This is a genomic window from Xylophilus sp. GW821-FHT01B05, assembly GCA_038961845.1.
Taxonomy (GTDB): Bacteria; Pseudomonadota; Gammaproteobacteria; order Burkholderiales; family Burkholderiaceae_C; genus Xylophilus.
In genome coordinates this window covers 3,946,665-3,971,530 of the sequence record CP152408.1, presented here as the reverse complement: position 1 = coordinate 3,971,530, position 24,866 = coordinate 3,946,665, and the positions used below count along the sequence as shown (strand labels likewise).

Here is a 24,866-nt window from a genome sequence, read left to right as displayed (position 1 = left end):
CCGGCGCATCCCGGAACCTGCGGCAGGTCTGGCGGCCAGCTGAACCGGCCGCGGTCCAGATCTACCGGCCAGGCGGGCCGAGCGCGTGGCCTTGCTGGAGGGCACCGACGCGCAGGGAGTAGCTGGCAGGGCTTCCCTCTGCGCAGGCATAGACCGGACCGCCGCAGTTTTCGCAGAAGGCGTGCACGCGCAGTGTCCCTCTGTCCGCGGTCTTGACGTAGCGACGCGGTGTCCCGCGCAGCAGGCGGAACCGGTCGGCGGCGGCCGGGACATTCGTCCGAAACGCCGAGCCCGATTGCATCTGGCAGTCTCTGCAGTGGCAGACCATGACCGTGCCGACCTCCACGTCGGGCTCGTATGCAATGGCGCCGCAGTGGCATTGGCCTTCGACCTTCATAGGGTCTCGTGTGTTGGTTCACTGGCGCACCGGCTTGGCCAGATGCGTCGCACCCTGGCACGAACCCTCGCGGTCGCGATGAAGGTCGTTCCCGCCGCGGCGCAGGCCGCGGCGGTGTCCGTCCTCACAGCCGCAGCAGCACCGACTTGGTCTGCGTGAACGCTTCCATCGATTCGGCGCCGAGTTCGCGGCCGTAGCCCGATTGCTTGTAGCCGCCGAAGGACATCACCGGATCGCCTTCGGCGTAGGTGTTGATCCAAACGCGTCCAGCCTTGAGCGCGCGTGCCACGCGGTGCGCGCGGCCGACATCCTTGGTCCAGACCGCTGCGGCCAGCCCGTACTCGTTGTCGTTGCCCTGGAAGATGGCGTCTTCCTCGTCCTTGAACGGGATCACGGACAGCACCGGGCCAAAGATTTCCTCGCGTGCGATCTTCATGGCGTTGGAGACGCTGCTGAAGACGGTCGGCTCGATGAAGAAGCCGACGTTGCCGCGGCGCGATCCGCCGAGCGACAGCGCGGCGCCGGAGCCGCGGCCCGCTTCGATGTAGCCGAGCACGCTGTCCATCTGGCGCTTGGAGATCAGCGGGCCGAGCTTGGTGTCCGCGTCGAACGGAGAGCCAACCTTGTACGTCGCAGCGAGGCGTGTCACGCGCTCCGTCACTTCGTCGTGCAGGCTCTCGTGGACGAAGAGCCGCGTGCCGGCCGAGCAGATCTGGCCCGAATTGCGGCAGAAGGTGTCAACTGCGCTCTGGACGGCCTTGTCGAGGTCCGCGTCGGGGAAGATGATGTTCGGCGACTTGCCGCCCAGCTCCAGCGTCACGCGCTTCATGTTGCCTGTCGACGCGGTCAGCACCTGGCGGCCGACCGCCGTCGAGCCGGTGAACGCGATCTTGTCGACGTCCATGTGCGCGGCCATGGCTGCGCCGGCGGTGGCACCGTAGCCCGGCACGATGTTTAGCACACCCGGCGGAATGCCGACCTCGTGGATGATCTCGGCCAGGCGCATCGTCGTTAGTGGGGCCTGCTCGCCAGGCTTGAGGATGGCCGTGTTACCGAAGGCCAGGGCGGGCGCGATCTTATTCGCCGCCATGACCATCGGCATGTTCCAGGCATTGATCAGCGCGCAGACCCCCATCGGTTCGCGCAGCATGTATTGGAAGCGGTCTGCATCCATGGGGTTGGTGGAGCCATGGACCTTGGTGGGCCAGCCTGCGTAATAGCGGAAGATCTCAGCCGTCTGCGTTGCGCGGGGCACGCAGGCGGACAGGGGGGCGCCCATGTCGAGCGCTTCGAGGACGGCAAGCTCCTGCGCGTTGGCCTCCACCGCATCCGCAATCTTCAGCAGCAGCCGGGTGCGTTGGTGCGGCGAGATACCGGTCCACGTGCGCGCCTCGAACGCGCGGCGTGCGGCGATGACTGCCAGGTCGATGTCCGCGCTGTCGGCTTCGGCGATGCGGGTGAGGACCTTCTCCGTCGACGGATTGACGACATCGAAGGTCTTGCCGGATTGCGCATCGACCCATTGGCCGCCGATCAACAGCCGCTTGGGACCGGATTCGAGCCAGGCCAGCGCCTTCTGGTACTCGGGGCTTTGCGTTGCGGGGGAGGGCGATACAGTGTTGGTCGATTGGGTCATGGGCTTACCAGGCAAGAGGTGAATTGGGCACAGGCGCGAGCGGGAGAGCAGACGGACCGGTGCAAGGTGCTTGCGTGTGCGTTGCATCCTGCCCAGCGCGGTCCGGCGGCGTTCGCTGACTGCCGTCACCGGTGTCTCCGGACGATGCGGCAGTCCTAGGGTCTTGTGCAAACGCTGTGCCAGCCGCTGCAGCCCCTGGGCGGGTGGCGCAGGGCCGGCAGCGCAGTGGATCTGTACGCCGAGCGCACAACCGTGCGTGCGCAGGAGACAGTGGCCAAAACGTCGCTGCCGATGTCCGGTATCGCGCAAACGGGAACAGGCAAATCGGGGGCATGGCTATGGTGCGGAAGCGCTCAGTCGGCCTTGGCGCCGGTCTCCCTGATGACCTGCGCCATCCGCGGAATCTCGGAACGGATGTACTGGCCCAGTTGCTCCGCGTTCATGGGGGCCGGCAGGCCACCAAGCGTGGACAAGCGCTCGATCATCTGCGGCGATTCGGCCACCTGCAGGCTTGCGACGCTGAGGCGGGTCACGATCTCCTGTGGCGTGCGCGCGGGCGCGACAAGGGCATACCAGGCCGAGAAATCGAAGCCCTTCAGCCCGGCCGCTTCGGCGACCGTCGGGACGTCGCGCAGGGTCGGCATGCGCTGGGCCGAGGTCACTGCCAGCGCGCGCAGCTTGCCGGTCTGCACGTAGGGTGCCGTGGCGGCCACGCTGGCGATGATGACCGGGATCTGGCCGCCGATGGCGTCGCTGAGTCCCGGGCCGTCGCCCTTGTAAGGCACATGCGTCATGCGCGTGCCGGTCTTCACCTTCAGGTATTCGCCGGCAAGGTGCGACGTGGTGCCGTTGCCTCCCGAGCCGAAGCTGTAGCGGTCGGGCTCGGCCTTGAGCAGCGCCAACAGCTCGGCCAAGGTCTTGGCTGGAACCGAGGGGTGGACAGCGATGACGTTCGGGACGAAGGCCACGCGCGCGATGGGCGCGAGGTCGCGGACCGGGTCGTAGGTCATGCTCTTGAAGAGCGCCAGATTGCCGGCGAGCGGGCCGTTGGTGCCCAGGCCGATCGTGTAGCCGTCGGGTGCGGCCCTGGCCACCATGTCGATGCCGATGTTGCCGCCGGCGCCGCCCTTGTTGTCGACGATGACCTGCTGCTTGAGCACTTCGGACAACAGCAGCGCGAAACCGCGGCCGAGTGCGTCGGTCGGACCGCCGGCTGCGAATGGCACGATCAGCCGGATCGGCTTCACCGGAAAGTCCTGACCGAACGCAAGGTGGGGCAGCACCAATGGTGCGGAAGAAATGGCGGCAAGAACGTGACGGCGTTTCATGAGGATCTCAGGTCTGGACACGGTGGTGGCGGGGCGTGGGGCGGTTCAGGTGCGTTCGGAGGCCGGTGCGGCGTACACGCCTTGTGCGGTGGCGACGAGCGCGTCGCCCGCAAGGACCGAGACCGTGGCGAAGTACATCGAGCGGCCTTTGCGGCCGACCTCGCCGCGGGCCTTGAGCGTGCGTGTGTCTGCGATGCGCACGGCCCGCAGGAAGCTGCAGCTGAGCGAAACGGTGGGGCAGACGGGGGCCTTGCCGCCATCCGTGCACGCCCACATGCCAGCGGTGTCCAGCAGCGTCATGATGACGCCGCCATGCACCGTGCCCAGCCGGTTGCAGTGGAACTGCGCGAGCGGCAGCTCGAGTTCGGCCACGCCCGAGGCGGGCAGCCGGATCTCGACGCCGAGCAATGCACCGAAGTCGGGGTAGTCCTTGCGTGCGTCGTGTGGCTCGGTCATGTTGTCTCCTGTGCTGTGGTCGTGATGGACGGCGGCGGCTCAATCGACGGTGATGCCGGTCTTCTTGATGATGGCGCTCCAGCGCGCCGTCTCTTCGCGGATGGTCCTGGCGGCCTCTTCGGGCGTACTGCCGACGGCTTCGATGCCGCGTGCCATGGTCGATTTCTGGAATGCCGGGTCCTTGCCGATGGCCATGAGTTCTTTGCTCAGGCGTGCGACGACATCTGCGGGCACGTTGGCCGGTGCGAGCACGGCATACCAGCCGAACACTTCGAAGTCCTTGACGCCCACCTCGCGCAGGGTGGGGACATCGGGCAGCTGGGAGTTGCGCGTCTTGTCCGCCACGGCGATGGCCCGCAGCTTGCCGCCCTCGATCAAGGGCAGCGCGCCGCCCACGGTGGCAAAGATGCTGTCGATGCGGCCGCCGACGAGCTCGGTGAAGGCGGGCGATTCGCCCTTGAACGGCACGTGCAGCATCTTCGTGCCGGTGACGTCGTTCAGCATGGCCATCGTCAGGTGCGCCGTCGACGCATTGCCGGCGGAACCGTAGGTCAGGGCGCCAGGCGTCTTGCGCGCCTGCTCGATCATCTGGGCAGCCGACTCGGGCTGGCGCGCCGGGTTGCTGACCAGCACCATCGAGAACTTGGCGACCAGGGAGATGGGCGTGAAGTCGCGCTGCGTGTTGTAGGGGAGGTTCGGATAGAGCGAGGTGTTCACGCTCGCCAGGCCCTGGCTCAGGATGGCCAGGGTGTAGCCGTCCGGTGCGGCCTTGGCGACGAAGTCCGCGCCGATGATGCCACCGGCTCCCGCGCGGTTTTCGACGATGACAGGCTGGCCGATGCGGTTGGACAGTTCCTGCGCCAGCGAACGCGCCAGGATGTCGGTCAGGCCGCCGGCCGCGTAGGGTGCGATCAGCCGGATCGGCTTGTCCGGGTAGGCTGCGTGGGCCGGCGCGAGGGCGGCAAGGCAAAGCGGGACGGCGGCAAGGGCGACACGCAGGCAACCGAAAAGGGGCATGGTCAATCTTCTGGACAGGGGTTAGACGGACAAGGCCCTGTCGCGCCCCAGGCGGTGTCCATCGACGCCGCCAAGCCGGGTTGCACGACAGGCAGACAGAAAATGCCTGTGCTGCTGGTGGGGCAAATGACATGCCACCCGACTTTGTCGTTCAAATTGGCGAATGGCGACGTTTCGCGGCCGTGGGGCCGGTTGTGCGTGTGCGCGCGACGGACACCCACGGCACGTGTCCCGGCGCAATGTGCTCGCCAACGACATCCGCCGGGCGCGCTGCCGGCCGCCCGCCGTCGATCAACCTTCTTTCCGAGAAGCCAGCTCGGGGCCGTCAGTTGGGCAGCGCGTAGGCCACCACGTAGTCGCCCTTGGCTGTGGTCGAGGCGTTCCCTCCAGCGCTGATCACCACGAACTGCCGCCCGCTGCGTGGCGCCGCGTAGGTCATGGGTGTGGCCTCCGCGCCGACAGGGAGCCGATGCCGCCAGAGCTCGCGGCCGGTGCGCACGTCGATCGCGCGGAAGTAGAGATCCTGCGCTCCGGCCATGAACACCAGGCCGGAGGAGGTCGTGATCGGCCCCCCACGCGTGGGCATGCCGATCGGCATGGGCAGCCGCGTGGCGATGCCCAGCGGCCCGGTCTCCTCGGTGGTGCCGTACGGCATGGACCAGACGATCTGGCGCGTGGCCAGGTCGATGGCGTTGAGCGTGCCGTAGGGCGGTTCCTTGCAGGGCATGCCCAGGGGCGACAGGAAGCGCTTCTGCTCGATGCCCCAAGGCGTGCCGCGCTGCGGTGCACCGCCGGTGTGGCTGCATCGGCGCTGGCGTTGGCATCGTATTGCGCGCGCGGCACCAGGCGGTTGACCACCGCGATGCGGGTGTCATTGACGACCAGGTAGCCCAGGTTCTCGGCGATGGAGGCCGAACCCCAGGTCGTGCCGCCCATCCAACCTGGGTACTGGATCGTCCAGCGGTCGCTGGGCGGCGTGAACTCGCCCTCGTAGCGGGCCTGGCGGAAGTCGATGCGGCACATCAACTGGTCCAGCGGCGTCAGGCCCCACATGCGGCGTTCGCTGAGTGGCTCCGTGCCGAGGGCCGGCATGCCCACGGAATAGGGTTGCGTGGGCGCGAGTCGGTGCCATCGCGGCCCGGGCATCCGGAAGGCGTGCGTCGGCAGGCCACGCTTGGAGAGCCGTGGCGAAGCGCGGCGGACGACGCTGCGAGACGGGACCCGATCAGACTCGGCGCGTCGTTAGATCGCGTGCTGTTGAATGTAGGCTGCGCAAGCGCGATGCACTGGATGGTCAAAAGCGTATGGACTTATACCCACAGCGCATAAGTCGGCGGCGCGGTGTTCCTGTCTCCGCTGCGGCCGACAGGGGGACTAGGGCTGGCTGGAAGGTCTTGCTGCTGCACCCTGGCGGCCTTGCGCGGCATGGAGGCAAAACCGGGACGGTCCCGCCGCCGGGACTTCACTGGATGCTAATCTTCTCGGCCTGGACGATGGCCTTCCAGCGCCGGTTCTCATCCAGCACCTGCTTCCTGAAGTCTTCCCCGACCAATGGCGAGGGGTCGGGGACCTCCTTGGACGAGTTGCGGTAGCGCGCGATGGCATCCGGATCCTTGAACACCGCGTTCAGTTCCTCGATCAGCCGCGCGGAGATGTTCTTTGGCACGTTCGGCGGGGCCAAGAAGCCGAACCAGGCGTCGTAGCTGGCATCCTTGAAGCCCAGCTCGCCGAGCGTCGGCAGATCGGGGTAGTAGGGGTGGCGGCGGGTGCCAGCCGGGCCCAGTACCTTGATGCCATCCGGCAAGGGTGCTGCGGCGCCCGTGGCGAAGTCGATGTCGCTGGCCAGCAGGGCAGTGTAGATCGCGGAGTTGCCGGCGTAGGGAACGTGCAGGCCCTTCACGCCGGCAGCGCTTTCGAACATGGCTGTGCCCAGGTGGTTCAGCGACGCCATGCCCGTCGTGCCGTAGCTGAGCTTGCCCGGGTTCGCCTTCATGTAGGCGATGAGTTCGTTCGGGGTGGTGAACTTGGACTTCGGACCGACCGCGATCAGCGTCACAGTGGTCCAGAACCTGGAGAGGTAGCTGAAGTTCTCGATCTTGTAGGACAGGTTGCTGCGCACCGCGGGCAGCACCGCCAGGTCGGCTGCGGCCAGGTACAGCGTGTAGCCGTCGGCTGGCGCCTTGGCCACATAGTCTGCCGCGATGGCGCCAGCGGCGCCGGGCTTGTTCTCCACGACGACCGGCTGGCCGAGGCGGCGCGACAGGAAGTCGGCCGTGATGCGGGCCAGCACGTCGGTCAGGCCGCCGGCGTTGAACGCCACCACGATCTTGATGGGCCGGGTTGGGAACTCCCGCGCAGCTGCAGGCTGCGTGGCCAGCGTGGCGCCAACGGCCAGTGCAAGGCCCAGGGTCTGTCTTCTCAACATATCGTCTCCGTTCGCTCAGGTCGGTAAGGGTGGGGCGGCCTGCTGCCTACGCAGCGGTGCTGGGGCGGTGGTCGGCCTCAGGGCGGTGTGAGCGCAGGCGTGCCAGCGGTGCCGGTCAAGCGCATGAGCGTCCCGACATCCGACAGGGCCTGCAGGTCCATCACGCACCCGACGATGGCGTCGATCACCGCTGGCGCGATGACGCCTTGCGCGTTGCATCTGAACTTGTCGGCCAGCTCAGCATCGGTCATGAGGGTCGCCGGGTCGGGCGAAGGGCTGCCCTTGGGGTACCGCTTCTCGGCGACGAAGCTCTGGCCGCGGGCGCGCAGCTCCACCCAGGCCGGCCGGCTGGCGCCGTGTGCGGTGAGCAGCTTCACGTAGTCGGGGTGCACCTCTGTCGTGACCTTGTCCATCAGCCCGAGGACCGAGCTGCCGAAGACCAGCGCCGGGTTCATCCAGGCACGCCCGTCGGCCGGCCGGTGCGCGGCCATCGCGATGCCGTGAGCCATGCTGAACTGGGCGTCGTAGACATGTGCGATGCTGCGGTTGAGCCAGATCGGCTGCTCGGCGAAGCCTTCGACGTAGACCTTGATTCCTTCGATCTCGTCGGGCCGGATGGCGTGCTCTTCGACCAGCTGCACCACGCAGTCGATCGAGGCATGCATGATCCGGCAGTGCGCGTGCGGCTTGTACGAGGTCAGCGCCGGGAACAGCCATTCGGCGCCCAGGTCCTTGGTGATGTGCTGCGGCTCCCACTTGGTGGTGCCGATGAAGCGCGGATAGCCCCATTCCCGGTCGTCCAGAATCTGCACGTCGCCCTTGTGGCCGAACTCGGCCAGATGTGCAGCCGTCATGGCCTGCTGCGACATCACGCCAGCGACCAGGTACTTGATGGTCGAACTCGGCAGGTGCTGGAACCACGCGCCCTGGGGATTGACTGGCGAGATGCAGCCCGCGATGCCCAGCCCGTGCGCCAGGCGGTTGGAACCCTGGCGCTTGAGCTTGCCGATGGCGGCCGTGCCGCCGAAGATCGCGCTGGCGTACCCGAACACCTGCGGGATCTCGCTCTTGCCGTCCCGCGTGTCGCGCAGGTTGTCCATGGCCTTGCCGATGCGCAGGCTCATCTCATGGGCAACGGCTACGGCCTCGATGAGCGACCTGCCGTCGGCTGCGGTGGCTTCGCCGACAGCCAATGCGCCGGGCAGGACATAGGGCGTGACATGGCCTGGCGGCACCACGCAGTCCATGTCCAGCGTGTTGATGAGTTCACCGTTGGCGAACGCAGCGCCGACGATGGACGCGCGCTCGGCCGTGCCGATGATGGTGGCGTTGCCGCCCGCGCCGCCGATCAGCCGGCCGTAGTCGATGCCGATGCGGCCCTTGGCCTGGCCGGTGCCGGCCAGCGCGCAGCCGATAGAGTCGAGCACGATGCGCTTGCTCTCGTGCACCACGCTGTCCGGCAGTTCGCTGAAGCGGGTGTGGGCGGTGAAATCGGCAAGTTGCTCGATGATGGTGCTTGGCATGCTGGCGTCCCTCCTCTCAAAGCGGGTCAGATGGCGAGCAGGCCGCCGTCGACGTTGATCACCGTGCCGGTGACATAGCGGGACTGGTCGGACGCGAGGAACAGCACGACGTCGGCGAGCTCCGCGGTGTCGCCGACCCTGCCAAGCGCGATCTGGCGCATCACGTAGGCGCGGTCGGTGTCTTCCCAGATCTTGTCGAAGCGGGGGCCACTGCGGATGAAGCCGGGGGCCACGGCGTTCACGCGCACGCCGTCCGGCCCGAGGTGCTTGGCCAGGTTGCGCGTGATGCCGATGATGGCGGCCTTGGCGGCGCTGTACTGCGGGCTGAAATGGCTCCAGCCGAACTGGCCTGCGGTCGACGCCATGTTGATGACGGCGCCGCGCGACGCCCTGAGCGCCCCGGCGGCGGCCTTGATGCACAGGAAGGTGCCGCGCATGTTCCAGTCCATCACCTTGTCGTAGTCGGCCTCCGTCACCTCGTCGAGCGTGGGCGGCGTGCCGGCACCCCCGCCTGCGTTGTTGAACAGGATGTCCAGGCGCCCGAAGTTGCCGGTGGCCTCGGCCACCATGCGCGCGACATCGGCCGAGATCGCCACGCTGCCGGTGACGGTGTGGACGCGGTGGCCCTGTGCCGAGAGCTCGGAGCGGGCGGCATCGAGCGCTGCCGTGTCTAGGTCGCACAGCACGACGCTGGCGCCCTCGCTGGCGAGCCGCTGGCCGATGGCCAGGCCGATGCCGCGCGCGCCGCCGGTGACCATGGCCACGCGGCCGTCCAACCGATATGGAGCGGCCGTTGCCGTGCGCGTTTCTTGGTGGGACGGATCCATGAGAGCCTTCCTTGGTGATGTCGTTGCCGGCCGCGGCTATTTGTCTTGCCAGCCTTTGAGCACGACGAGCTTGCCGTCCTGCCACTGGGCGTAGCCGAAGGTGCCGGGGCCCGCGTGCTTGCCGGGCTGGTAGGAGACGGGAGGGATCAGGCCGCTGGCGTGCGTGCCCATGCGTTCGAGCGACGCGATCAGCGACTCGCGCGTCAGGTCCTTGCCGGCCCCCTTGGCGGCCTCGACGAACAGCTTGGCGCCCGACATGCCGATGAACGACCAGTAGCCCGGTGCCGTCCCCGGCGCGTACTTGGCCAGGACGGTCTTGGCCTGCTGGATCTCCGGCGTCGTCATCGTCTCCACTCCGGCGTACAAGTTCGTGTAGAGCCTGTTCACGGCGTCGCCGCCGAGCTGAAGCGTGACGGGGTCGCCCATCACCTGCAGCGCGAGGAAGTTGCTCTTCCAGCCGAGCTTCTGCGCCGCAACCAGGAACAGCGTGCCTTGCTTGGGAATCACCGCCATGACCACCGCATCCGGGTTGGACTGGCGCAGGGCCAGGGCCTGCGCGCTCACGTCGACGTCGCTGGGCACGTAAGAGGCCTCGCCGACGATCTCCAGCTTGTGCGCCGCGGCGTACTGCTTTACGCCGGACAGCAGCTCCTTGCCCATCTGGTCGTCCTGGTAGAACACTGCGATGCGCTTGGCGTGCAGCGATTCGTGCGCGTACTGGACCAGCGAGGTGCCCTGCTGCGGGCCGGTGGGCGAGATCGGAAAGATGTTGCGATCGGTCGGCTCGTTGATGAGCGGGTGGCTGCCCAGCGGGCCGAGCAGGGGCACACCGCGCTGTTTCAGGAACGGCAGCATGGCCAGCGTGTTGGCCGTTCCAAGAGTGCCGACGATGGCGAAGACGCCGTCGCGGTCGACCAGCTTCTTGACGGCCGCGACCGACTGCTGCGGGTTGTAGGAGTCGTTCTCGGCGTTCCACGCGATCTTGCGGCCGTGGATGCCGCCCTGCTCGTTGGTCCATTTGAAGTACGCGTCCACACCATCGCGAAACTGCGTGGCACCGGCTGCGAAGCCGCCTTGCAGCGGCAGCACGGCGCCGAGCTTGATCTCCTTGTCCGAGATGCCGGGATCGGCGGCCATGGTCGCGGCACTGCACAGGGCCGCAGCGGTGGCGAACAGGCGGAATACGTTCTTCATGGATGTCTCCTTCGGTCGATGGGGGGTAGGGGAAGGGCGCGAGCGGGTCGCGGCATCGTGTTCAGTCGTCACCGGCCAGGTAGGCAGAAAGCACGCTGGGGTCGTTGGCCAGCCTGCGGGCGTCGCCCTGCATCTGCACCCGGCCCTTTTCCAGCACGTAGGCGCGCGACGAGATGCGCAGCGCCTGCCGAGCGTTCTGCTCGACCAGCAGCACCGTGACGCCATCCCAGTTGATGCGCTGGATCAGCCGCATGATGTCCTGCGTGATTCGCGGCGACAGGCCGAGCGAGGGCTCGTCGAGCAGCAGCAGGCGCGGCCGGGACATCAGGCCGCGGGCAATGGCCACCATCTGCTGCTCGCCGCCCGACAAGGTGCCGGCCAGCTGTGCGCGCCGCTCGCGCACTCGCGGAAACAGTTCGTACATGCGCTCCAGGTCGCTCTGCACGCCGGCCGCATCGCGCCGCAGGTAAGCGCCCATGCGCAAGTTTTCCTGCACGGACAGTTCCAGGAACAGCTGCCGGCCTTCGGGACACAGCGCGATGCCGCGCGACACGATGCGCTCGGTCGATTCGCGCGAAATGTCTTCGCCTTCGAAGTGGATCGAACCGGTGGCATGGCCGGAGCAGACACCCATGATGCTGGCGAGCAGCGTAGACTTGCCGGCGCCGTTTGCCCCGAGCAGCGAGACGATGCCACCGCGTTGGGCAGAGACATCGACTCCCATCAGGGCCTTGATGCCGCCGAAGTGGACCTGGAGATTTCGGATCTCGAGCATCACGCGGCCTCCACCAGTTCATCGCGCGTGGCCGGCGCGTCTTCGTCTTGCTCGTCTTCGCCCAGGTAGACCTCGATCACGCGCGGGTCCGTGCGGATCTGCGACGGGACGCCCTCGCACAGCTTGCGGCCCTGGACCAGCACCACAATGCTGTCGCATACCCCCATCACCAGGCGCATGTCGTGCTCCACCATCAGCACGGTGATGCCCCGGTCCTGCCGCAGCTTCAGGATCGTCTTGCCCAGTTGGCGGGATTCCTCGGGGTTCATGCCCGCAGCCGGTTCGTCCAGCAGCAGCAGGCGCGGCTCGCCAGCCAGCGCGCGAGCCAGCTCGACGGTCTTCTGCACGCCGTAGGCCAGGCCCGACACCGGGGCGTCGGCAAAGGGTGCGAGGCCGAGTTCATCCACCAGGGCCTGCGCCTGCGCGATGGCGGCCTGGCGGCTGCGGCGGGCATGCGGCAGGCGCAGCAGGTCGGCGAAGACGGTGCTGCGGTGCTTGTGGATGGCGCCGGCCAGCACGTTCTCCATGACCGTGGCCTGGGCGAACAGCTCCAGGTTCTGGAAGGTGCGCGCGATGCCCAGCGGCGCCAGCGCATGGATCGGCCTGGACAACAGGTTGACGCCCTCGAACGCGACAGCGCCGGAGGAGGGCGCGTAGATGCGGCTGAGACAGTTGAGCAGCGAACTCTTGCCGGCGCCGTTGGGGCCGATCAGGCCGACGATCTGGCCGGCCAACACATCGAAGCTCACATCCGCCACGGCCTTCAGGCCGCGGAAGGACAGGCTCAGGTTGCGGACCTGCAACAGCGGCTTCATGCGCGACTCCGGGATGAGAATGCCCGCACGCTGGCACCGATGCCCGCCAGCCCGCGCGGTAGGAAATGCATGAACAGCACCAGCAGCACGCCGTAGACCAGCATTTGCGCATCCTTGAGTTCGCGCAGGAGCTCCGGCGCCAGCGCGAAGAACAGGCCGCCCAACACAGCCCCGGCAATGGAGTTCATGCCGCCGATCACGGCCATGGTCAGGAAGCCCATCGACGTGGTGATCGTGAACGAGTCGGTGCTGAGCTGACCGATGACATGGGCGTACAGGCCGCCCGACACACCGGCCAGGAAGGCACTTAGCGCGAAGGCCGAGACCAGGTGGCGGGCGCGTCCGATGCCGCAGGTCTGCGCGGCCAGCGGACTCATCCGCAGCGAGGCCAGACCCAGCCCGTTCAGCGACGACTTGAAGTTGGCCGTGAGCCAGGCCGCCACCAGCGCGAAGGCCAGGATTACGTAGTAGAACGCGAAGTCGGTCTCGACCATGATGCCCACCAGCACCGGGCGCTCGACCAGGATGCCCTGGCGGCCACCGGTTACCGAGTCCCACTCGTACAGGATCTGCTGGATCACGACGGAGAAGCCCAGCGTGGCGATGGCCAGGTAGTGGCCCTGCACGCGCAGCGCGGGCATGGCCACCAGCACGCCGAACAGCGACGCCACGGCACCGCCCAGCAGCACGCCGGGCACGAGCGGCATGCCCATCCGGCCCACGAAGATAGCGGCTGCATAGGCGCCGATCGCCCAGAAGGCCGCCTGGCCGATGGAGATCTGGCCGCCGATGCCGAGCACGATGTTCAGGCTCAGGCCCACGATGGCGTAGATCAGCACCATGCACAGGATGTAGTGGCCGTAGGGGCCGAATGCGAAGGGCGCGCAGAGCGCAACCGCCAGCACCGCGCCGGCCACCAATGGTTTGGGTTGGGAATCCATGGCGTCAGACTTTCTTGATGGCGGCCCGGCCGAACAGGCCTGCGGGCCGAACCATGAGCACCAGGATGATGAGGATGAAGGCGAGGGCGTCCTTAAACGCGTGGGAGACGTAGGCGCCTGCCAGCGTCTCGACCAGGCCCAGGACCAGACCGCCCGCCGCCGCGCCCGGCAGGCTGGCAAAGCCGCCCAGGATGGCGCCGGCGAATGCCTTCAGGATGACCGACACCATCATCTGCTGGTCCAGGAAGGTCACCGGCGCGATCAGCATGGCCGAGATCATTCCGAGCGAACCCGCCATGCCCCAGGAGATCAGGCTGACGCGGGACACGCGGATGCCCATGAGCCGGGCCGACCGGGTGTTCATGCTGGCGGCCCGCATGGCCGTGCCTTCGCTGGTGTGCTCGAAGAACAGGTACAGCAGGCCCATGACCAACACCGCCACGGCAATGATGGCCAGGCTGTTGGGCGCCACCGCGGCGCCCAGGAACTGCACCGGGTTGGAACTCAGCAGCGACGGGAACCGGTACGGGTCGTAGCCCCAGATCAGCCCGGCCAGCGTGTTAAAGATGAACCACAGGCCGATCGTGACGATGAGCAGGCTCAGGTGGGAACCACCCTTCAGCGGACGGATGCAGACACGCTCGACGATGGCGCCGAGTACGAAGCCGCAAGGCAGCGCCAGCAGGAACACCAAGGGCAGCGCGAGCTGGAAGCGCGTGGAGATCGACAGCGCGACGAACGCCATCAGCATCGCCATCTCGCCCTGCGCGAAGTTGATGACGTCGGTGGCTTTGTTCACCAGGACCAGCGAGAGGCCCAGCAGCGCGTAGATGCTGCCCACGGCGATGCCGGTGATGAGCAGCGCGGTCAGCATGGCGCTGGCCTGCGGGTTCGCAGACGATGTGAAGGCAAGCGGCGCATGAGAGTCTCCTCCTTGTCGTTGTGTGGTGCCGCTGCGCTCAGGCGACTTGCGCCGGAGTGCGTTGCTTCGCGGTGGAGGCGCTGCCGGTCAGCCGCATCAGCGCACCGACATCCTTGAGGCGTTCCAGACCCATCACGGCGTCGACGATGGCCTGTGTATTCGCGGCGCTGATGACGCCGTCAGCGTTCTGCTGAAACTTGTTGATCAACTCCTCGTTGGTCATGTAGGTGCTGGGATCGGGCGATGGGCTGCCCTTGGGGTAGCGCTTCTCCGCAACGAAGCGCTGGCCGCGTGCGCGCAGCTCGACCCAGGCCGGCCTGCTGGCGCTGTGCGAGGTCAGCAGCTTCACGTAGTCCGGGTGCACCTCGGTCGTAACCTTGTCCATCAGGGCGAGCACAGAGCTGCCGAACACGAGTTCGGGGTTCATCCAGCCGCGTCCGTGGCCTGGGCGGTGGGCGGCCATGGCGATGCCGTGGGCCATGCTGAACTGGGCGTCGTTCACATGGCCGATCGTGCGGTTCAACCAGATCGGCTGCTCTGCGAAGCCCTCGACGTAGACCTTGATGCCGTCGATCTCGTCAGGCCGGATGTTGTGCTCTTCGACCAGTTGGATCACGCAGTCGATCGAGGCATGCATGATGCGGCAGTGCGCGTGCGGCTTGTAGGAGGTCAGCGCCGGGAACAGCCACTCTGCGCCCAGCCCGTTGGTGATGTGCTGCGGCTCCCACTTGGTCGTGCCGATGAAGCGCGGGTAGCCCCATTCGCGATCGTCCAGGATGTGCACGTCGCCGGTGTGGCCGAACTCGGCCATGTGCGCCGCCGTCATGGCCTGCTGGGCCAGGACGCCGCCCACCAGGTATTTGATGGTGGAGAAGGGCGGATGCTGGTACCAGGACATCTGGAAGTTGACGGGCGAGATGCAGCCCGAGATGCTCAGCGCATGTGCCAGGCGCGCATCGTCCTGGCCCTTGAGCCTGCCGATCGCTGCCGTGGCGCCAAAGATCGAGCTGGCATAGCCAAAGACCTTGGGGGGCGCGCTCTTGCCATCCTTGGTGTCGCGCAGGTTGTCCATGGCCTTGCCCAGGCGATGGCTCATCTCGTGTGCTACGGCGACCGCCGCGATCAGTGACCTGCCATCGGCGGCGATGGCCTCGCCCACGGCCAGCGCACCGGGCAGCACGTAGGGCGATACATGGCCGGGGGGCACCACGCAGTCCATGTCCAGCGCGTTGATCAGTTCGCCGTTGGCGAACGCGGCGCCCACCATGGAGACGCGCTCGCCGGACCCCATGATGGTGGCGTCGCCACCCGTGCCCCCTAGCACACGGCCGTACTCGATGCCGATGCGGCCCTTGGTCTGTTCGGTCGCCGCGATGGCGCAGCCGATCGAGTCGAGCACGATGCGCTTGCTCTCCTGAACCACGCTCTCGGGCAGGGATTCGAAATGGCTGTTGGCCGTAAAGCTGGCCAGTTGCTCGATGATGGTCTTGGTCATGCTCGCAAGTTCCGATTGATGAAAGAGATCCATGGAGTGCGTGCGCAGGGCGCGCGCAGCCGCTCGCCGCAGGCGCCCAGTCAGGGGGGCGCTTGCGTCGGCTGTTTTATGGGGGGTGCCGGAAGCGGCGGGTCAGCTACGGCTACGGTGATCAGCCGTCGCGCTGTGGCCTGTCCTGGTTTCAGTTGGCCTCGGCGCTCACCTTGACGATGGAGGAGCGCCATCGTTCGATCTCGGAGGCGACCAGCGCCTGCGTGGTGGCGGGCGTCGTCCTGGCTTCGGGCTCGATTCCCAGACCTGCAAGCTTGCTCTTCACCTTTTCGTCGGCGAGCATCGCGTTGATCGCGCTGTTCAGGCGGTCGACTACGGCCGGCGGAGTGCCCCGGGGAGCCGCCAGGAAAGCCCACCAGTTCATCTCGGCCTTGGGAAAGCCGGCCTCGGCGACCGTCGGCACATGGGGTGCGTGCGGGTGGCGCTTTGCGCTAGTCACGGCCAGCGGCACCAGCGTGCCGTCGTTCATGCGCTGGCCGCAGACGGTGAAGGTGCACAGGAACAGGTTCACCTGACCGCCGAGCAGGTCGGTGAGGGCCTGAGTCTCGCCCTTGTAGGGCACGTGCAGCGCCTGGATCCTTGCCTCACGCATGAAGGCGTCCGTCCACAGGTGGCCTTGGGCATTGAGGCCGGACGACGCGTACTGCAAGCGGCGCGGGTCGGCCTGGCCGAGTGCGATCAGGCTCCTCAGATCGCTGACCTGGAGCTTGGGGCTGGCCATCACCACAAAGCCGATCTGGCCGATCTTGCCTACGAACTCGAAGTCCTTCACCGAGTCGAAGCCGAGGTTCGTGCTTGCAGCCGCATTGATGGAATGCGTCGGGGTGCTCAGCAGAAGGGTGTAGCCGTCGGGCCTGGACTTGGCCACGTAGGCCGCGGCAACGCCGGTGCTCGCGCCGGGCCGGTTTTCGGTGATGACGGGCTGCCCCAGCCGCATGGCGAGTTCATCTCCGACAAGGCGCGCCAGCACGTCCGTGGCGCCACCCGGTCCGAACGGGACCTGCAGCTTGATCGGGCGGCTCGGGTAGTCTTGTGCCGCAGCCGGCAATCCTAGAAATGCCGCCGCGCATCCCAGTGACAGGGCGAGTTGATTGAATATTCGATGCATGTCACGTCTCCGCTATGTGTTCTCGAACTGGGGGTGGTTCGATCTGCGCGGGAGTGTAGGAAGCGCGACGATCCGGGTCTAATACCCGTTACGGATCGGTTGATCTGCTGCGACGATCATTGGCGGCCTGCTCGGCGTGATGTCCCAGTCCGACGATTGTCGTCTGCGTTCCCTGGAGGCCGGTGGGCCTGAGCCAGCCGCACTTCGCTCCAGGCCCCGCTCTCCACCAAGCCCCGAACGATGCTCCGCAGTCCTGCGCACACCAGGGCACCGCTCTTAGAGAGTTTGCCCGCAGGAAGCGCGTAGAGGTAGTTTGGCCTCTCCAACAGTACGTCGGCGATCGGAACACAGCGCCAGCCGCGGCGCGGCGTCAGGATGTGGGTGGCCGCCATGGTCTGCAGCGTGGCCCCCCCGCCTTCCGCCACGAAGCGCATGGTCAGGGGGAGGGAATCGACCTCCGCTGCAAGGTTAAGGGTGAGCTTGGCGCGCTCGAGTTCCGCCATGAACCGGCGCCGCAGGTGATTGTGCGGAGAGGACAGGACCATGGGCAGTGCCGCCACCTCGGCGAGCGTGAGGGAGGCTCTGCCACGCGGCACCAGTGGGGAGCCGCGTGGCACGATCACGAACACGCGTTCGTCGAGCAGCGGCTCGGATGTCATTTCGGTGGAGACCATCTGGGACGAAAGGATCGCCACATCCAGCTCGCTGCGCCGAACCATGTCTTCCAGTTGCAGAAGGCGTGCCGAGATCACGTTCAGGACCAGCCGGGGATATTTCTCCTTGAATTCCTGCAACAGCGGCAGCGCGACCATGTACTCGGTCGATGGCACCATGCCGACGACGACACGTCCCTGGATGTCCGTGCTTTCCTGCCGGGCAATGATCACGGCTTCGTCCAGTTGGCGCAGCATGAGCTTGGCGTGGTGGTACAGGGCCTCGCCGTTGGCGGTGGGAAGCACGCCGCGCGTTGAGCGCACCAACAGGGGCTTGCCTACCTCCTCTTCGAGCCTCGCCATCTGCTGGCTGAGCGATGGCTGTGCGATGAACAACTGCCGGGATGCCTTCGACAGGCTTCCGCTTTCGACAATCCGCGCAAAGTACTTAAGTTGCCGCATGTCCATGGGGTCGACTCCGTCTCGTGGGGCATAGGTGCATCCTATAGCGCGTATCGGAAAGCTGTATTTTGGAGAAGCCGGATGCTTGCCCAGAATGCGCGGCAGCAGGAGAGCAGCAACGCATGTCTCTCCGTTCTGAAGGAGACAGATGTGCTTGCAGTCAACGCGACAAAGATCGAAAACGTCCCTGGTGCGCCGCTTCATGACGGTGGTGTTTGGCTGTCCCGCACGGGCGGTGCTTGCAACCCAGGCATCCTCCGTCGTGGCCGGGGGAGACTTCTGCGGGCCCTGTCCCTGTCCCTGCTCACGGGGGCGGGCCTGGCGGGGGCGCAGACCTATCCGATCAAGCCGGTCACACTGATCATTCCCTTCGCGGCTGGCAGCACCAGCGACGTGATCGCCCGCCTTTTCGCGCCGCCGATGCAGGAACTGCTGGGCCAGCCGCTCATCATTGACAATCGTCCCGGCGCTGCTGGCACCATCGGCACTGCCGCGGTGGCGCGCGCACCGGCCGACGGCTACACGCTGATGCTCACCAGCCCGGGGCATGCCGCTGCCAAGAGCCTCTACCGCGGCATCACCTGGGATCCGGTAAAGAGTTTCGCGCCGGTCATCCTGGCCGGCGCCATTCCTAACGTGATCGCGGTGAAGAGCTCGTCGCCCTTCAAGACGATAGGCGAGTTCGTCTCCTACGTCAAAGCTCATCCCGGCAAGGAAAACTACGCCCATACCGGCATCGGCACGTCGCCGCACCTGATGACGGAACTGTTCAAGCAGCAGACCGGCATGGATCTGCAGCAGATTCCCTACAAAGGCAGCGGCGAGGTCGTCAACGCGTTGATCGCTGGCGACGTCGCGATGGCGCCGTTGGGCCTGCTGATCGCAGCGCCCCAGGTCGAGGCCGGCGTCCTGCGGGTGCTCGCGGTCTCCGCGCAGACCCGCTCCACCGTGATGCCCACCGTACCCACGCTCAAGGAAAGCGGGTTCCCCGACGTCGACGCCCGGCCGTGGCAGGGCATCTTCGCGCCTGCCGGCACGCCGCGTCCCATCGTGGAGAAGCTCAACGCTGCGTTCGCCAAGGCCATGAACTACCCCGACGTGAAGAGCCGCCTGGTCATGCTCGGCATGCAGCTGGACCTGGGCTCTCCCGAGGAGATGGGCAGGTTCATACAGGAGGACGTGGAGCGTTGGACCAGAGTCATCCGGCAAGGCGGCATCCGGGTGGAGTGAGGATGTCCTTGCTGTCCAGCTCTCGCCGCTTGCCGCAGACTTGTCACCATATCGCACAGGCGCCTGTTGGCGCCCGCAACTCAGTTCTCAACAGCATCAGGTGAACATCTTGGCCCTACCTAACGCATCGACCGATTCCGCCCGCGTGTACGAACACGTGCCCGAACTGGCCCGCATCCGCAAGGACGTGCTGCTGGGTGACGTCTGGAAGCAACCCGAGCTGGCGTACCGCGATCGCATCCTGGTCACCCTCGGCGTGCTTGCCGCAGGCGGCAAGATCGACGAGATGAAGGCTTGGATGGCCCGTGGCGTCGAGGCCGGCATCACGCTCGACGAATTGCGCGGCTTGGTGGTACAGGTCACCTTCTACGCCGGCTGGCCCGCCGGGCTGGCGGCTGGCAAGGCGGCACTGGGCCTGTTCGACGCCGGCAGGGACAAGGGAGCGGCATGATGACGGTCCGCAACGTGGGCATGGCTTGTGCGAAGCCATGGCCGGTGTCACTCTCGCCGGGGCCTGGGGTATGACCCTGAAGACGACCCCTGCCGGCTCGCCGGACGGAACGCCGTCGCCGTTCACCGCCACGCGGGCGCCCCGGCCGGAGTGGCTGGCACGCGCGACCGAGGAACCCGTGCTGGAGCCGGGCTTGCCCATCGTCGATCCGCACATCCACTTCTGGGACCACAAGTCCGGCTACAGCTACTTCCTGCCGGACTTCGCGCGCGACGTCGCCGATTCGGGTCACAGAATCGAAGCCTCGGTTTACATCGAATGCCACTCCATGTACCGCGCCACGGGACCGGCACACTTGAAGTGGGTCGGCGAGACCGAGTTCGCCGCGGGCATGGCCGCGATGGCGGACAGCGGCAAGTACACCTCCTGCCAGGCCGCGGCCGGTATCGTCGGATTCGCCGACCTGACGCTGGGCGAGGCTCTGCGCGAGACGCTGGAGGCGCACGTCGCGGCGGGCAACGGGCGTTTCCGCGGCGTGCGCCAGCGCGGCAAGTGGGACGCGGATCCGGCGGTCAACGGACCGGTCGGCGCACAGGGTCCCGCCCTTTACTTGGCCGAGGCGTTCGGCCGTGGGATCGACCAGCTCGGCGCGATGGGGCTGTCGTTCGATGCCAGCATCTTCCACACGCAGCTGCCGCAGGTCACGGAGCTGGCGCGGGCGCATCCGGGCACCAGCATCGTGCTGGTGCACACTGGCAGCCCCGTCGGGCATTCGTCGTACGCCGGCAGGCAAGACGAGGTACACCGCCATTGGCTCGCTGGCATGCGTGAACTCGCCACCTGCCCAAACGTATCGGTCAAGATGGGCGGGCTATTGATGTGCCTGGGCAATTTCGACTTCAGCCAGGCCGAAAGGCCGCCGACCTCGGAACGGATGGCAGACCTGTGGCGCCCCTACATCGAGCCATGCATCGAGATCTTCGGCGCCGGGCGGTGCATGGCGTCCTCAAATTTCCCGGTGGAGAAGGCGGGCATGGCCTACGGCACTTTGTGGAACACCTTTAAACGCCTCACCGCCGGCTGTTCCGACGACGAAAAGCAACTGATCTTCAGCGGCACGGCCCGGCGCATCTACCGCCTGCCGTGACTACCCACCACGACCAATTGACCCAAGAGAACACGAGATGACCGACCTGACGATAAAGAACCACGCCCCCGAAGACCGCAGGCCGCTGGATTGGATGAAGCGGTCCACCATCGATGGCTTCGCGGCCCTGGTCGTCGGCGGCGGCAGCGGCATGGGCGCTGCCTGCGCGCGCACGTGGGCCGCCAACGACGGGTTGGTGGTGGTGGCCGACCTGCGTCTGGAAAGCGCCGAGAAGGTGGCGGCCGAGATCGTCGCTTGGGGGGGGAAGGCGATCGCAGTGGCCATGGACGTTTCGAAGGAGGCCGACATCGCGGCCGCAGTGCAAAAGACCGTGGACACCTACGGCCGTCTGGATGCGCTGATCAACTCCGCGACCTGGAGCGCCAATGCGTTGCTCGAAGACGTGGACATGAACGACTGGGGCAATGCGTTCCAGACCAATGTGCACGGTCCCCTGCAGCTGGCGCGCGCCTGCCTGCCCTACCTGCGCAAGAGTCCCGCGCCCGCCATCGTGCACGTGGCGTCGCTGGCGGGCGTGGTGGGTTACGCCCGCAAGTCGGCATACGGCCCGACCAAGGCGGCCCTCATCGCGATGAGTCGTCAAATGGCCCTGGAATGGGCGGTCGACAACATCCGTGTCAACGTCGTGATCCCGGGCACGATCGACACCCCGTTGGCCCGCAAGATGATCAAGCCCGAAGTGCTGGCGGACCGCGAGCGCACCATTCCCTTGGGGCGGCTGGGTTTGCCCAGCGAAATGGGCGACCTGGCGGTGTTCCTGGCATCCCCGGCCGCCTCGTTCATCACCGGCCAAGCCATCACCTGCTGCGGTGGCTTCTCGATCAACGCCTTCGTTGTGCCGGCCGGCATGACGGAGACGCTGCGCGAGGCGAGGCAGCGGGAAGCTTTCGAGCGCAAGGAAACCCCGTGAGGATCGGATATGTCGGACTCGGCGCTATGGGGGGGGCCTTGGCGCGCAGGCTGCTCAAATCGCAGCCGCTGGTGGTGTGGGATCTGCAGCCGGATGCCGTCGGCCGGATGGCGAAGTTGGGTGCCACACCCGCCGCGACGCCAGCCGACCTGGCGCGCGGGTGCGATCTCATCTTCACCTGCCTGCCGCGTTCGGCCAACGTCCAGGAACTGCTGTTCGGCACCGGCGGGCTGGCAGCGGCCCTCACGGCCGGGACCATTGTGGTCGACCAGACCAGCGGCAATCCGCACGACACGGCCCGCATGGCACGTGAACTGACATCGCGCGGCGGCATCTTGCTGGATGCCCCGGTTTCGGGCGGACAGAGCGGCGCCGAGGCCGGGACCATCGCCATCATGGTGGCCGGCCCGCAGGACAGCTATGCACAGGTGCTGCCCGTGCTGCGGTCCGTCAGCCCCAACGTCGAATACTGTGGACCCCGCGTCGGCGACGCCCACGCGTTGAAGGTCGTCAACAACACGATGAGCGGCTCGACACGGTTGGCCACGGTCGAGCTTGCGGCTTTGGGCTGCAAGCTGGGGCTGCCACTGTCCGAGATCGCATCGGCGATGGACCAGGGCGACGGCCGCAACAGGACCACCGGCTTCAGCTTCCCGTCCTTGGGCAAGGGACAGCCGCCAGTCAATGCTTTCGCGCTCGCGCTGCTGCTCAAGGACTTGGACCTGGGTACCAGCCTCGGCATGGGCAGCGGCGTCCCCCTGCCGATCGCAAACCTGGTGCGCAGCCACCACGCGATGGCCCTGGGCGTGCTGGGACCGGACGCGCAGTTGCAGGAACTGTTCGGCCTGGTCGCGCGGATGGCGGGAACCGACCTGCTGCACGTGCCGGCATCACCGCCTGCCGCCCCGGATCACGCCGTTCCCGGCCTGCTTGCCACGGGGGTGGCCGTCTCCAACTTGCTGATGACATATGAATGCGCTGCGCTGGGCGTGAAATACGGGCTGTCGCTGGAACTGATGGCGAAGGTCATCCTCAAGGGTGGAGCATGGACCGGTGCAGCAGAGCGTGTGCTGCCCGTACTGTCGGCGGACCAGCCGGCCAGTGGCCGCAAGCTCACCCAGGCGCTGGCCGACCTGCGGCTCGTGGCCGACCTGGCCAAGCGATCTGGGACACCGCTGCTTGTCTGCGATCTCGCGCGAGGCCTGCTGGAGGCGGCCCTCAACAGGTTCGGAGACCAGGCCGATCTCGATGTGCTGGCGAAGCTGTACGAGGAATTGGCGGGCACGCGCTTCCTGGGTGCTTGAGCTCACGCGTCTCCGGCTTCGCGATGCCCTGGACCTGCCGCAGCCGCACGCTGGCGTTCCAGGGGCCTCGTATCCTGAGCGAGGGCGCGCCAGCCTGCGCCGTGCAGGCGCACCCTACTGCATGGCAGAGAAGCGCGTCGGTGCGAGGATGGAGTTGGTCACGGATTCCACCAGAACGCCGTTTTTCTCGGTCTCGGCCATCTTCGCCTTGAACTCCGGGTCGGTCGAGAACGCGGTGAACTTGCTCTCGCGCTCGGCCAGCGATTCCCAGACCAGGATCTGGTGCAGGTCGCGGTGACATTCGCCGATCACGGTGGTCCAGAAGCCAGCCGCGCGAATGCCGTACTTCTCCCACTGTGGAAAGACGACCTTCTCGAAGCGATCAAGCACGTCGGCCATTCGTCCGGGCATGACGCGGTACACCCGCAGTTCGTAGATCATCTGAAGTCCTCTTCAAGAAGTCATGGCTTGGCGTCAGCGAGGCCACTGGTCGTCGCATACCAACTGGAAAGGGCGCTCACGCCAGAGGCGCTGGGGTAAGAGCGGCATGCGATGTCGAGCATGCAGGCGAGACTGCTCGTGAGCAGCATGGGAACGCCATGCGCGATGGACAGGCCAACCAGCTCGCGAAGATCAAATTGCGTCGAGGGCAGAGGCAGTTCCGCACAGGTCTTGCCCTGCGACAGTGCTGGCAGGATCAGGTCGGCTGCAGCACTCCATCCGGAGCCCATGTGAACCATCTGTGCAACCGCAGCGAGATCCAGCTTCAGGCTGACCGCCAACGTTGCTGCCTCGCAGCTCAATGCAGCATTGAAGACTGCCAACGCGTTGTTCAGCAGGCGCGCTTTCTGGATCTGCCCGGCGCCATCGGGCGCTTCGTTGATCTCGGAGGCGGCGAAGCTCGTCCCGGCCAGGCTGGCCATGACGGCGGGGAGCTGCTCCACTTGCGTGGCCGGCCCGAGCATGTTGGCGGCCATCTGCAGCAGCCCGCGCGCGATGCCGGCCAGCGGGGTCGGGACGCCAGTGTCTGCGGCGAGCTGGATCGCTTGGTCGGTGTCCTTCAGAAGGAGGGATATGGCGGCACGGAACGGCAGGCGATCGCCTGACAACAGGAACGGAAGGACGCGAGCCGAGGTGCTGTTGCAGGCAAGCCCCTGCTGCAACGTCTCCACCACCATGGCAAGGGGAAGGCCCATCTTCCGTCCCAGGGCCGCGATCTCGAGCGTTGCGAGACGGTAGCCCGCATTGAGAAGGTTGTTGACGAGCTTGGTGGCCTGCGCGTCGCCGACCCGCTCGCCACAGGCCAGGATGTTGGGGCTGATGCATGACAGCAGTGGAAGCGCGGCGCGCTGATCGTCTACAGAGCCACAGATGACGATGGCGATCGTGCCTGCGTCTGCGGCGGGAACCCCTCCGGAGACCGGAGCCTCCAGAAACCGCAGGCCCCTGGCGGCCAGCTTGAGGGCGACCTCGCGTGTTTCTCCGGGCAGACCCGTGGTTTGGTCGATGACGAGCGTGCCGGGCGCCAGCACCTCGGCGAGCTTCGCCGTTCCGAACAGGAGATCATGCACGTCGGAAGTCCGCGGTAGGCACAGCATCACGACATCGCATTCGCGGCCCAGCGCCTGCGCGGACGGCGCGATCGCTGCGCCATGAGCCTCCAGGGCGGCAACCGCGCCGGCATTGATGTCCCATACCACCAGTGGGTGGGCGCGCAGGACCCTGCGCGCCAGCGCGCCGCCCATGGCGCCAAGGCCGACATAGCCTATCCGCATATG

General features: G+C 66.8%; 24 protein-coding genes. 5 read left to right on the top strand and 19 right to left on the bottom strand.

All coding sequences use genetic code 11. The features are described from left to right. Positions 1-61: 61 nt before the first annotated feature. From AAFF27_18485 to AAFF27_18405, 17 genes are all read right to left on the bottom strand, one after another. On the bottom strand, positions 62-397 hold the full coding sequence (locus AAFF27_18485; GenBank protein ID XAH21995.1) for a GFA family protein: 336 nt from the start codon (positions 395-397) through the stop codon (positions 62-64). Between the two features lie 124 nt (positions 398-521). Then, positions 522-2,033 (bottom strand): aldehyde dehydrogenase family protein, encoded by a 1,512-nt coding sequence (locus AAFF27_18480; protein ID XAH21994.1) that lies wholly within the window; start codon positions 2,031-2,033, stop codon positions 522-524. A gap of 353 nt (positions 2,034-2,386) precedes the next feature. Beyond that, entirely contained in the window at positions 2,387-3,361 is a 975-nt protein-coding gene (locus AAFF27_18475) for a tripartite tricarboxylate transporter substrate binding protein (GenBank protein XAH21993.1), read from the bottom strand. Positions 3,362-3,406: 45 nt separating this feature from the next. Next, positions 3,407-3,817, bottom strand: coding sequence for a PaaI family thioesterase (locus AAFF27_18470; GenBank protein ID XAH21992.1), 411 nt, complete (start codon positions 3,815-3,817; stop codon positions 3,407-3,409). Between the two features lie 39 nt (positions 3,818-3,856). After that, the gene (locus tag AAFF27_18465; protein XAH21991.1) at positions 3,857-4,834 is read right to left on the bottom strand and encodes a tripartite tricarboxylate transporter substrate binding protein; all 978 of its coding nucleotides are present in this window, start codon (positions 4,832-4,834) and stop codon (positions 3,857-3,859) included. A 325-nt stretch (positions 4,835-5,159) separates the two neighbouring features. After that, a complete protein-coding gene (locus AAFF27_18460; GenBank protein ID XAH21990.1) occupies positions 5,160-5,561 on the bottom strand; it encodes a hypothetical protein in 402 nt (133 codons plus the stop codon). Positions 5,562-6,296: 735 nt separating this feature from the next. Next, positions 6,297-7,259 carry a tripartite tricarboxylate transporter substrate binding protein gene (locus AAFF27_18455; GenBank protein XAH21989.1) on the bottom strand — a complete coding sequence of 321 codons (963 nt, stop codon included), beginning with the start codon at positions 7,257-7,259 and terminating at the stop codon, positions 6,297-6,299. A 77-nt stretch (positions 7,260-7,336) separates the two neighbouring features. Next, positions 7,337-8,782, bottom strand: coding sequence for an MmgE/PrpD family protein (locus AAFF27_18450; protein XAH21988.1), 1,446 nt, complete (start codon positions 8,780-8,782; stop codon positions 7,337-7,339). A gap of 26 nt (positions 8,783-8,808) precedes the next feature. After that, positions 8,809-9,609: an SDR family NAD(P)-dependent oxidoreductase gene (locus AAFF27_18445; protein XAH21987.1), complete on the bottom strand. Its 801-nt coding sequence runs from the start codon at positions 9,607-9,609 to the stop codon at positions 8,809-8,811. A 36-nt stretch (positions 9,610-9,645) separates the two neighbouring features. Continuing rightward, positions 9,646-10,803: an ABC transporter substrate-binding protein gene (locus tag AAFF27_18440; GenBank protein ID XAH21986.1), complete on the bottom strand. Its 1,158-nt coding sequence runs from the start codon at positions 10,801-10,803 to the stop codon at positions 9,646-9,648. Positions 10,804-10,864: 61 nt separating this feature from the next. Next, a complete protein-coding gene (locus AAFF27_18435; GenBank protein XAH21985.1) occupies positions 10,865-11,578 on the bottom strand; it encodes an ABC transporter ATP-binding protein in 714 nt (237 codons plus the stop codon). Beyond that, on the bottom strand, positions 11,578-12,393 hold the full coding sequence (locus AAFF27_18430) for an ABC transporter ATP-binding protein (protein ID XAH21984.1): 816 nt from the start codon (positions 12,391-12,393) through the stop codon (positions 11,578-11,580). The genes AAFF27_18435 and AAFF27_18430 overlap by 1 nt, the downstream gene beginning before the upstream one ends. Further along, positions 12,390-13,334, bottom strand: coding sequence for a branched-chain amino acid ABC transporter permease (locus AAFF27_18425; protein ID XAH21983.1), 945 nt, complete (start codon positions 13,332-13,334; stop codon positions 12,390-12,392). The genes AAFF27_18430 and AAFF27_18425 overlap by 4 nt, the downstream gene beginning before the upstream one ends. A gap of 4 nt (positions 13,335-13,338) precedes the next feature. Then, positions 13,339-14,208, bottom strand: a complete 870-nt coding sequence (locus tag AAFF27_18420) for a branched-chain amino acid ABC transporter permease (GenBank protein XAH21982.1) — start codon at positions 14,206-14,208, stop codon at positions 13,339-13,341. Between the two features lie 85 nt (positions 14,209-14,293). After that, positions 14,294-15,751 (bottom strand): MmgE/PrpD family protein, encoded by a 1,458-nt coding sequence (locus tag AAFF27_18415; protein ID XAH21981.1) that lies wholly within the window; start codon positions 15,749-15,751, stop codon positions 14,294-14,296. 181 nt (positions 15,752-15,932) lie between these two features. Continuing rightward, positions 15,933-16,910, bottom strand: a complete 978-nt coding sequence (locus tag AAFF27_18410; GenBank protein ID XAH21980.1) for a tripartite tricarboxylate transporter substrate-binding protein — start codon at positions 16,908-16,910, stop codon at positions 15,933-15,935. Positions 16,911-17,026: 116 nt separating this feature from the next. Then, a complete protein-coding gene (locus tag AAFF27_18405; protein ID XAH21979.1) occupies positions 17,027-18,031 on the bottom strand; it encodes a LysR substrate-binding domain-containing protein in 1,005 nt (334 codons plus the stop codon). A gap of 75 nt (positions 18,032-18,106) precedes the next feature. On the opposite strand from AAFF27_18405, the gene AAFF27_18400 reads away from it, so the two are divergent. The 5 genes from AAFF27_18400 (at position 18,107) to AAFF27_18380 (ending at position 23,088) form a co-directional block, all read left to right on the top strand. Next, on the top strand, positions 18,107-19,255 hold the full coding sequence (locus AAFF27_18400; protein ID XAH21978.1) for a tripartite tricarboxylate transporter substrate binding protein: 1,149 nt from the start codon (positions 18,107-18,109) through the stop codon (positions 19,253-19,255). 109 nt (positions 19,256-19,364) lie between these two features. After that, on the top strand, positions 19,365-19,706 hold the full coding sequence (locus AAFF27_18395; protein XAH21977.1) for a carboxymuconolactone decarboxylase family protein: 342 nt from the start codon (positions 19,365-19,367) through the stop codon (positions 19,704-19,706). 70 nt (positions 19,707-19,776) lie between these two features. Further along, positions 19,777-20,853, top strand: coding sequence for an amidohydrolase family protein (locus AAFF27_18390; protein ID XAH21976.1), 1,077 nt, complete (start codon positions 19,777-19,779; stop codon positions 20,851-20,853). A gap of 37 nt (positions 20,854-20,890) precedes the next feature. Beyond that, positions 20,891-21,784 (top strand): SDR family oxidoreductase, encoded by an 894-nt coding sequence (locus AAFF27_18385; GenBank protein ID XAH21975.1) that lies wholly within the window; start codon positions 20,891-20,893, stop codon positions 21,782-21,784. Continuing rightward, entirely contained in the window at positions 21,781-23,088 is a 1,308-nt protein-coding gene (locus AAFF27_18380; GenBank protein XAH21974.1) for an NAD(P)-binding domain-containing protein, read from the top strand. The genes AAFF27_18385 and AAFF27_18380 overlap by 4 nt, the downstream gene beginning before the upstream one ends. Positions 23,089-23,202: 114 nt before the next feature. Here the strand turns inward: AAFF27_18380 and AAFF27_18375 are convergent, their stop codons facing one another. Both AAFF27_18375 and AAFF27_18370 read right to left on the bottom strand, forming a co-directional pair. Beyond that, complete coding sequence (locus AAFF27_18375) at positions 23,203-23,529, bottom strand: NIPSNAP family protein (GenBank protein XAH21973.1); 327 nt, start codon at positions 23,527-23,529, stop codon at positions 23,203-23,205. A 20-nt stretch (positions 23,530-23,549) separates the two neighbouring features. Then, positions 23,550-24,863, bottom strand: coding sequence for an NAD(P)-binding domain-containing protein (locus AAFF27_18370; GenBank protein ID XAH21972.1), 1,314 nt, complete (start codon positions 24,861-24,863; stop codon positions 23,550-23,552). Between the last annotated feature and the right edge of the window lie 3 nt (positions 24,864-24,866).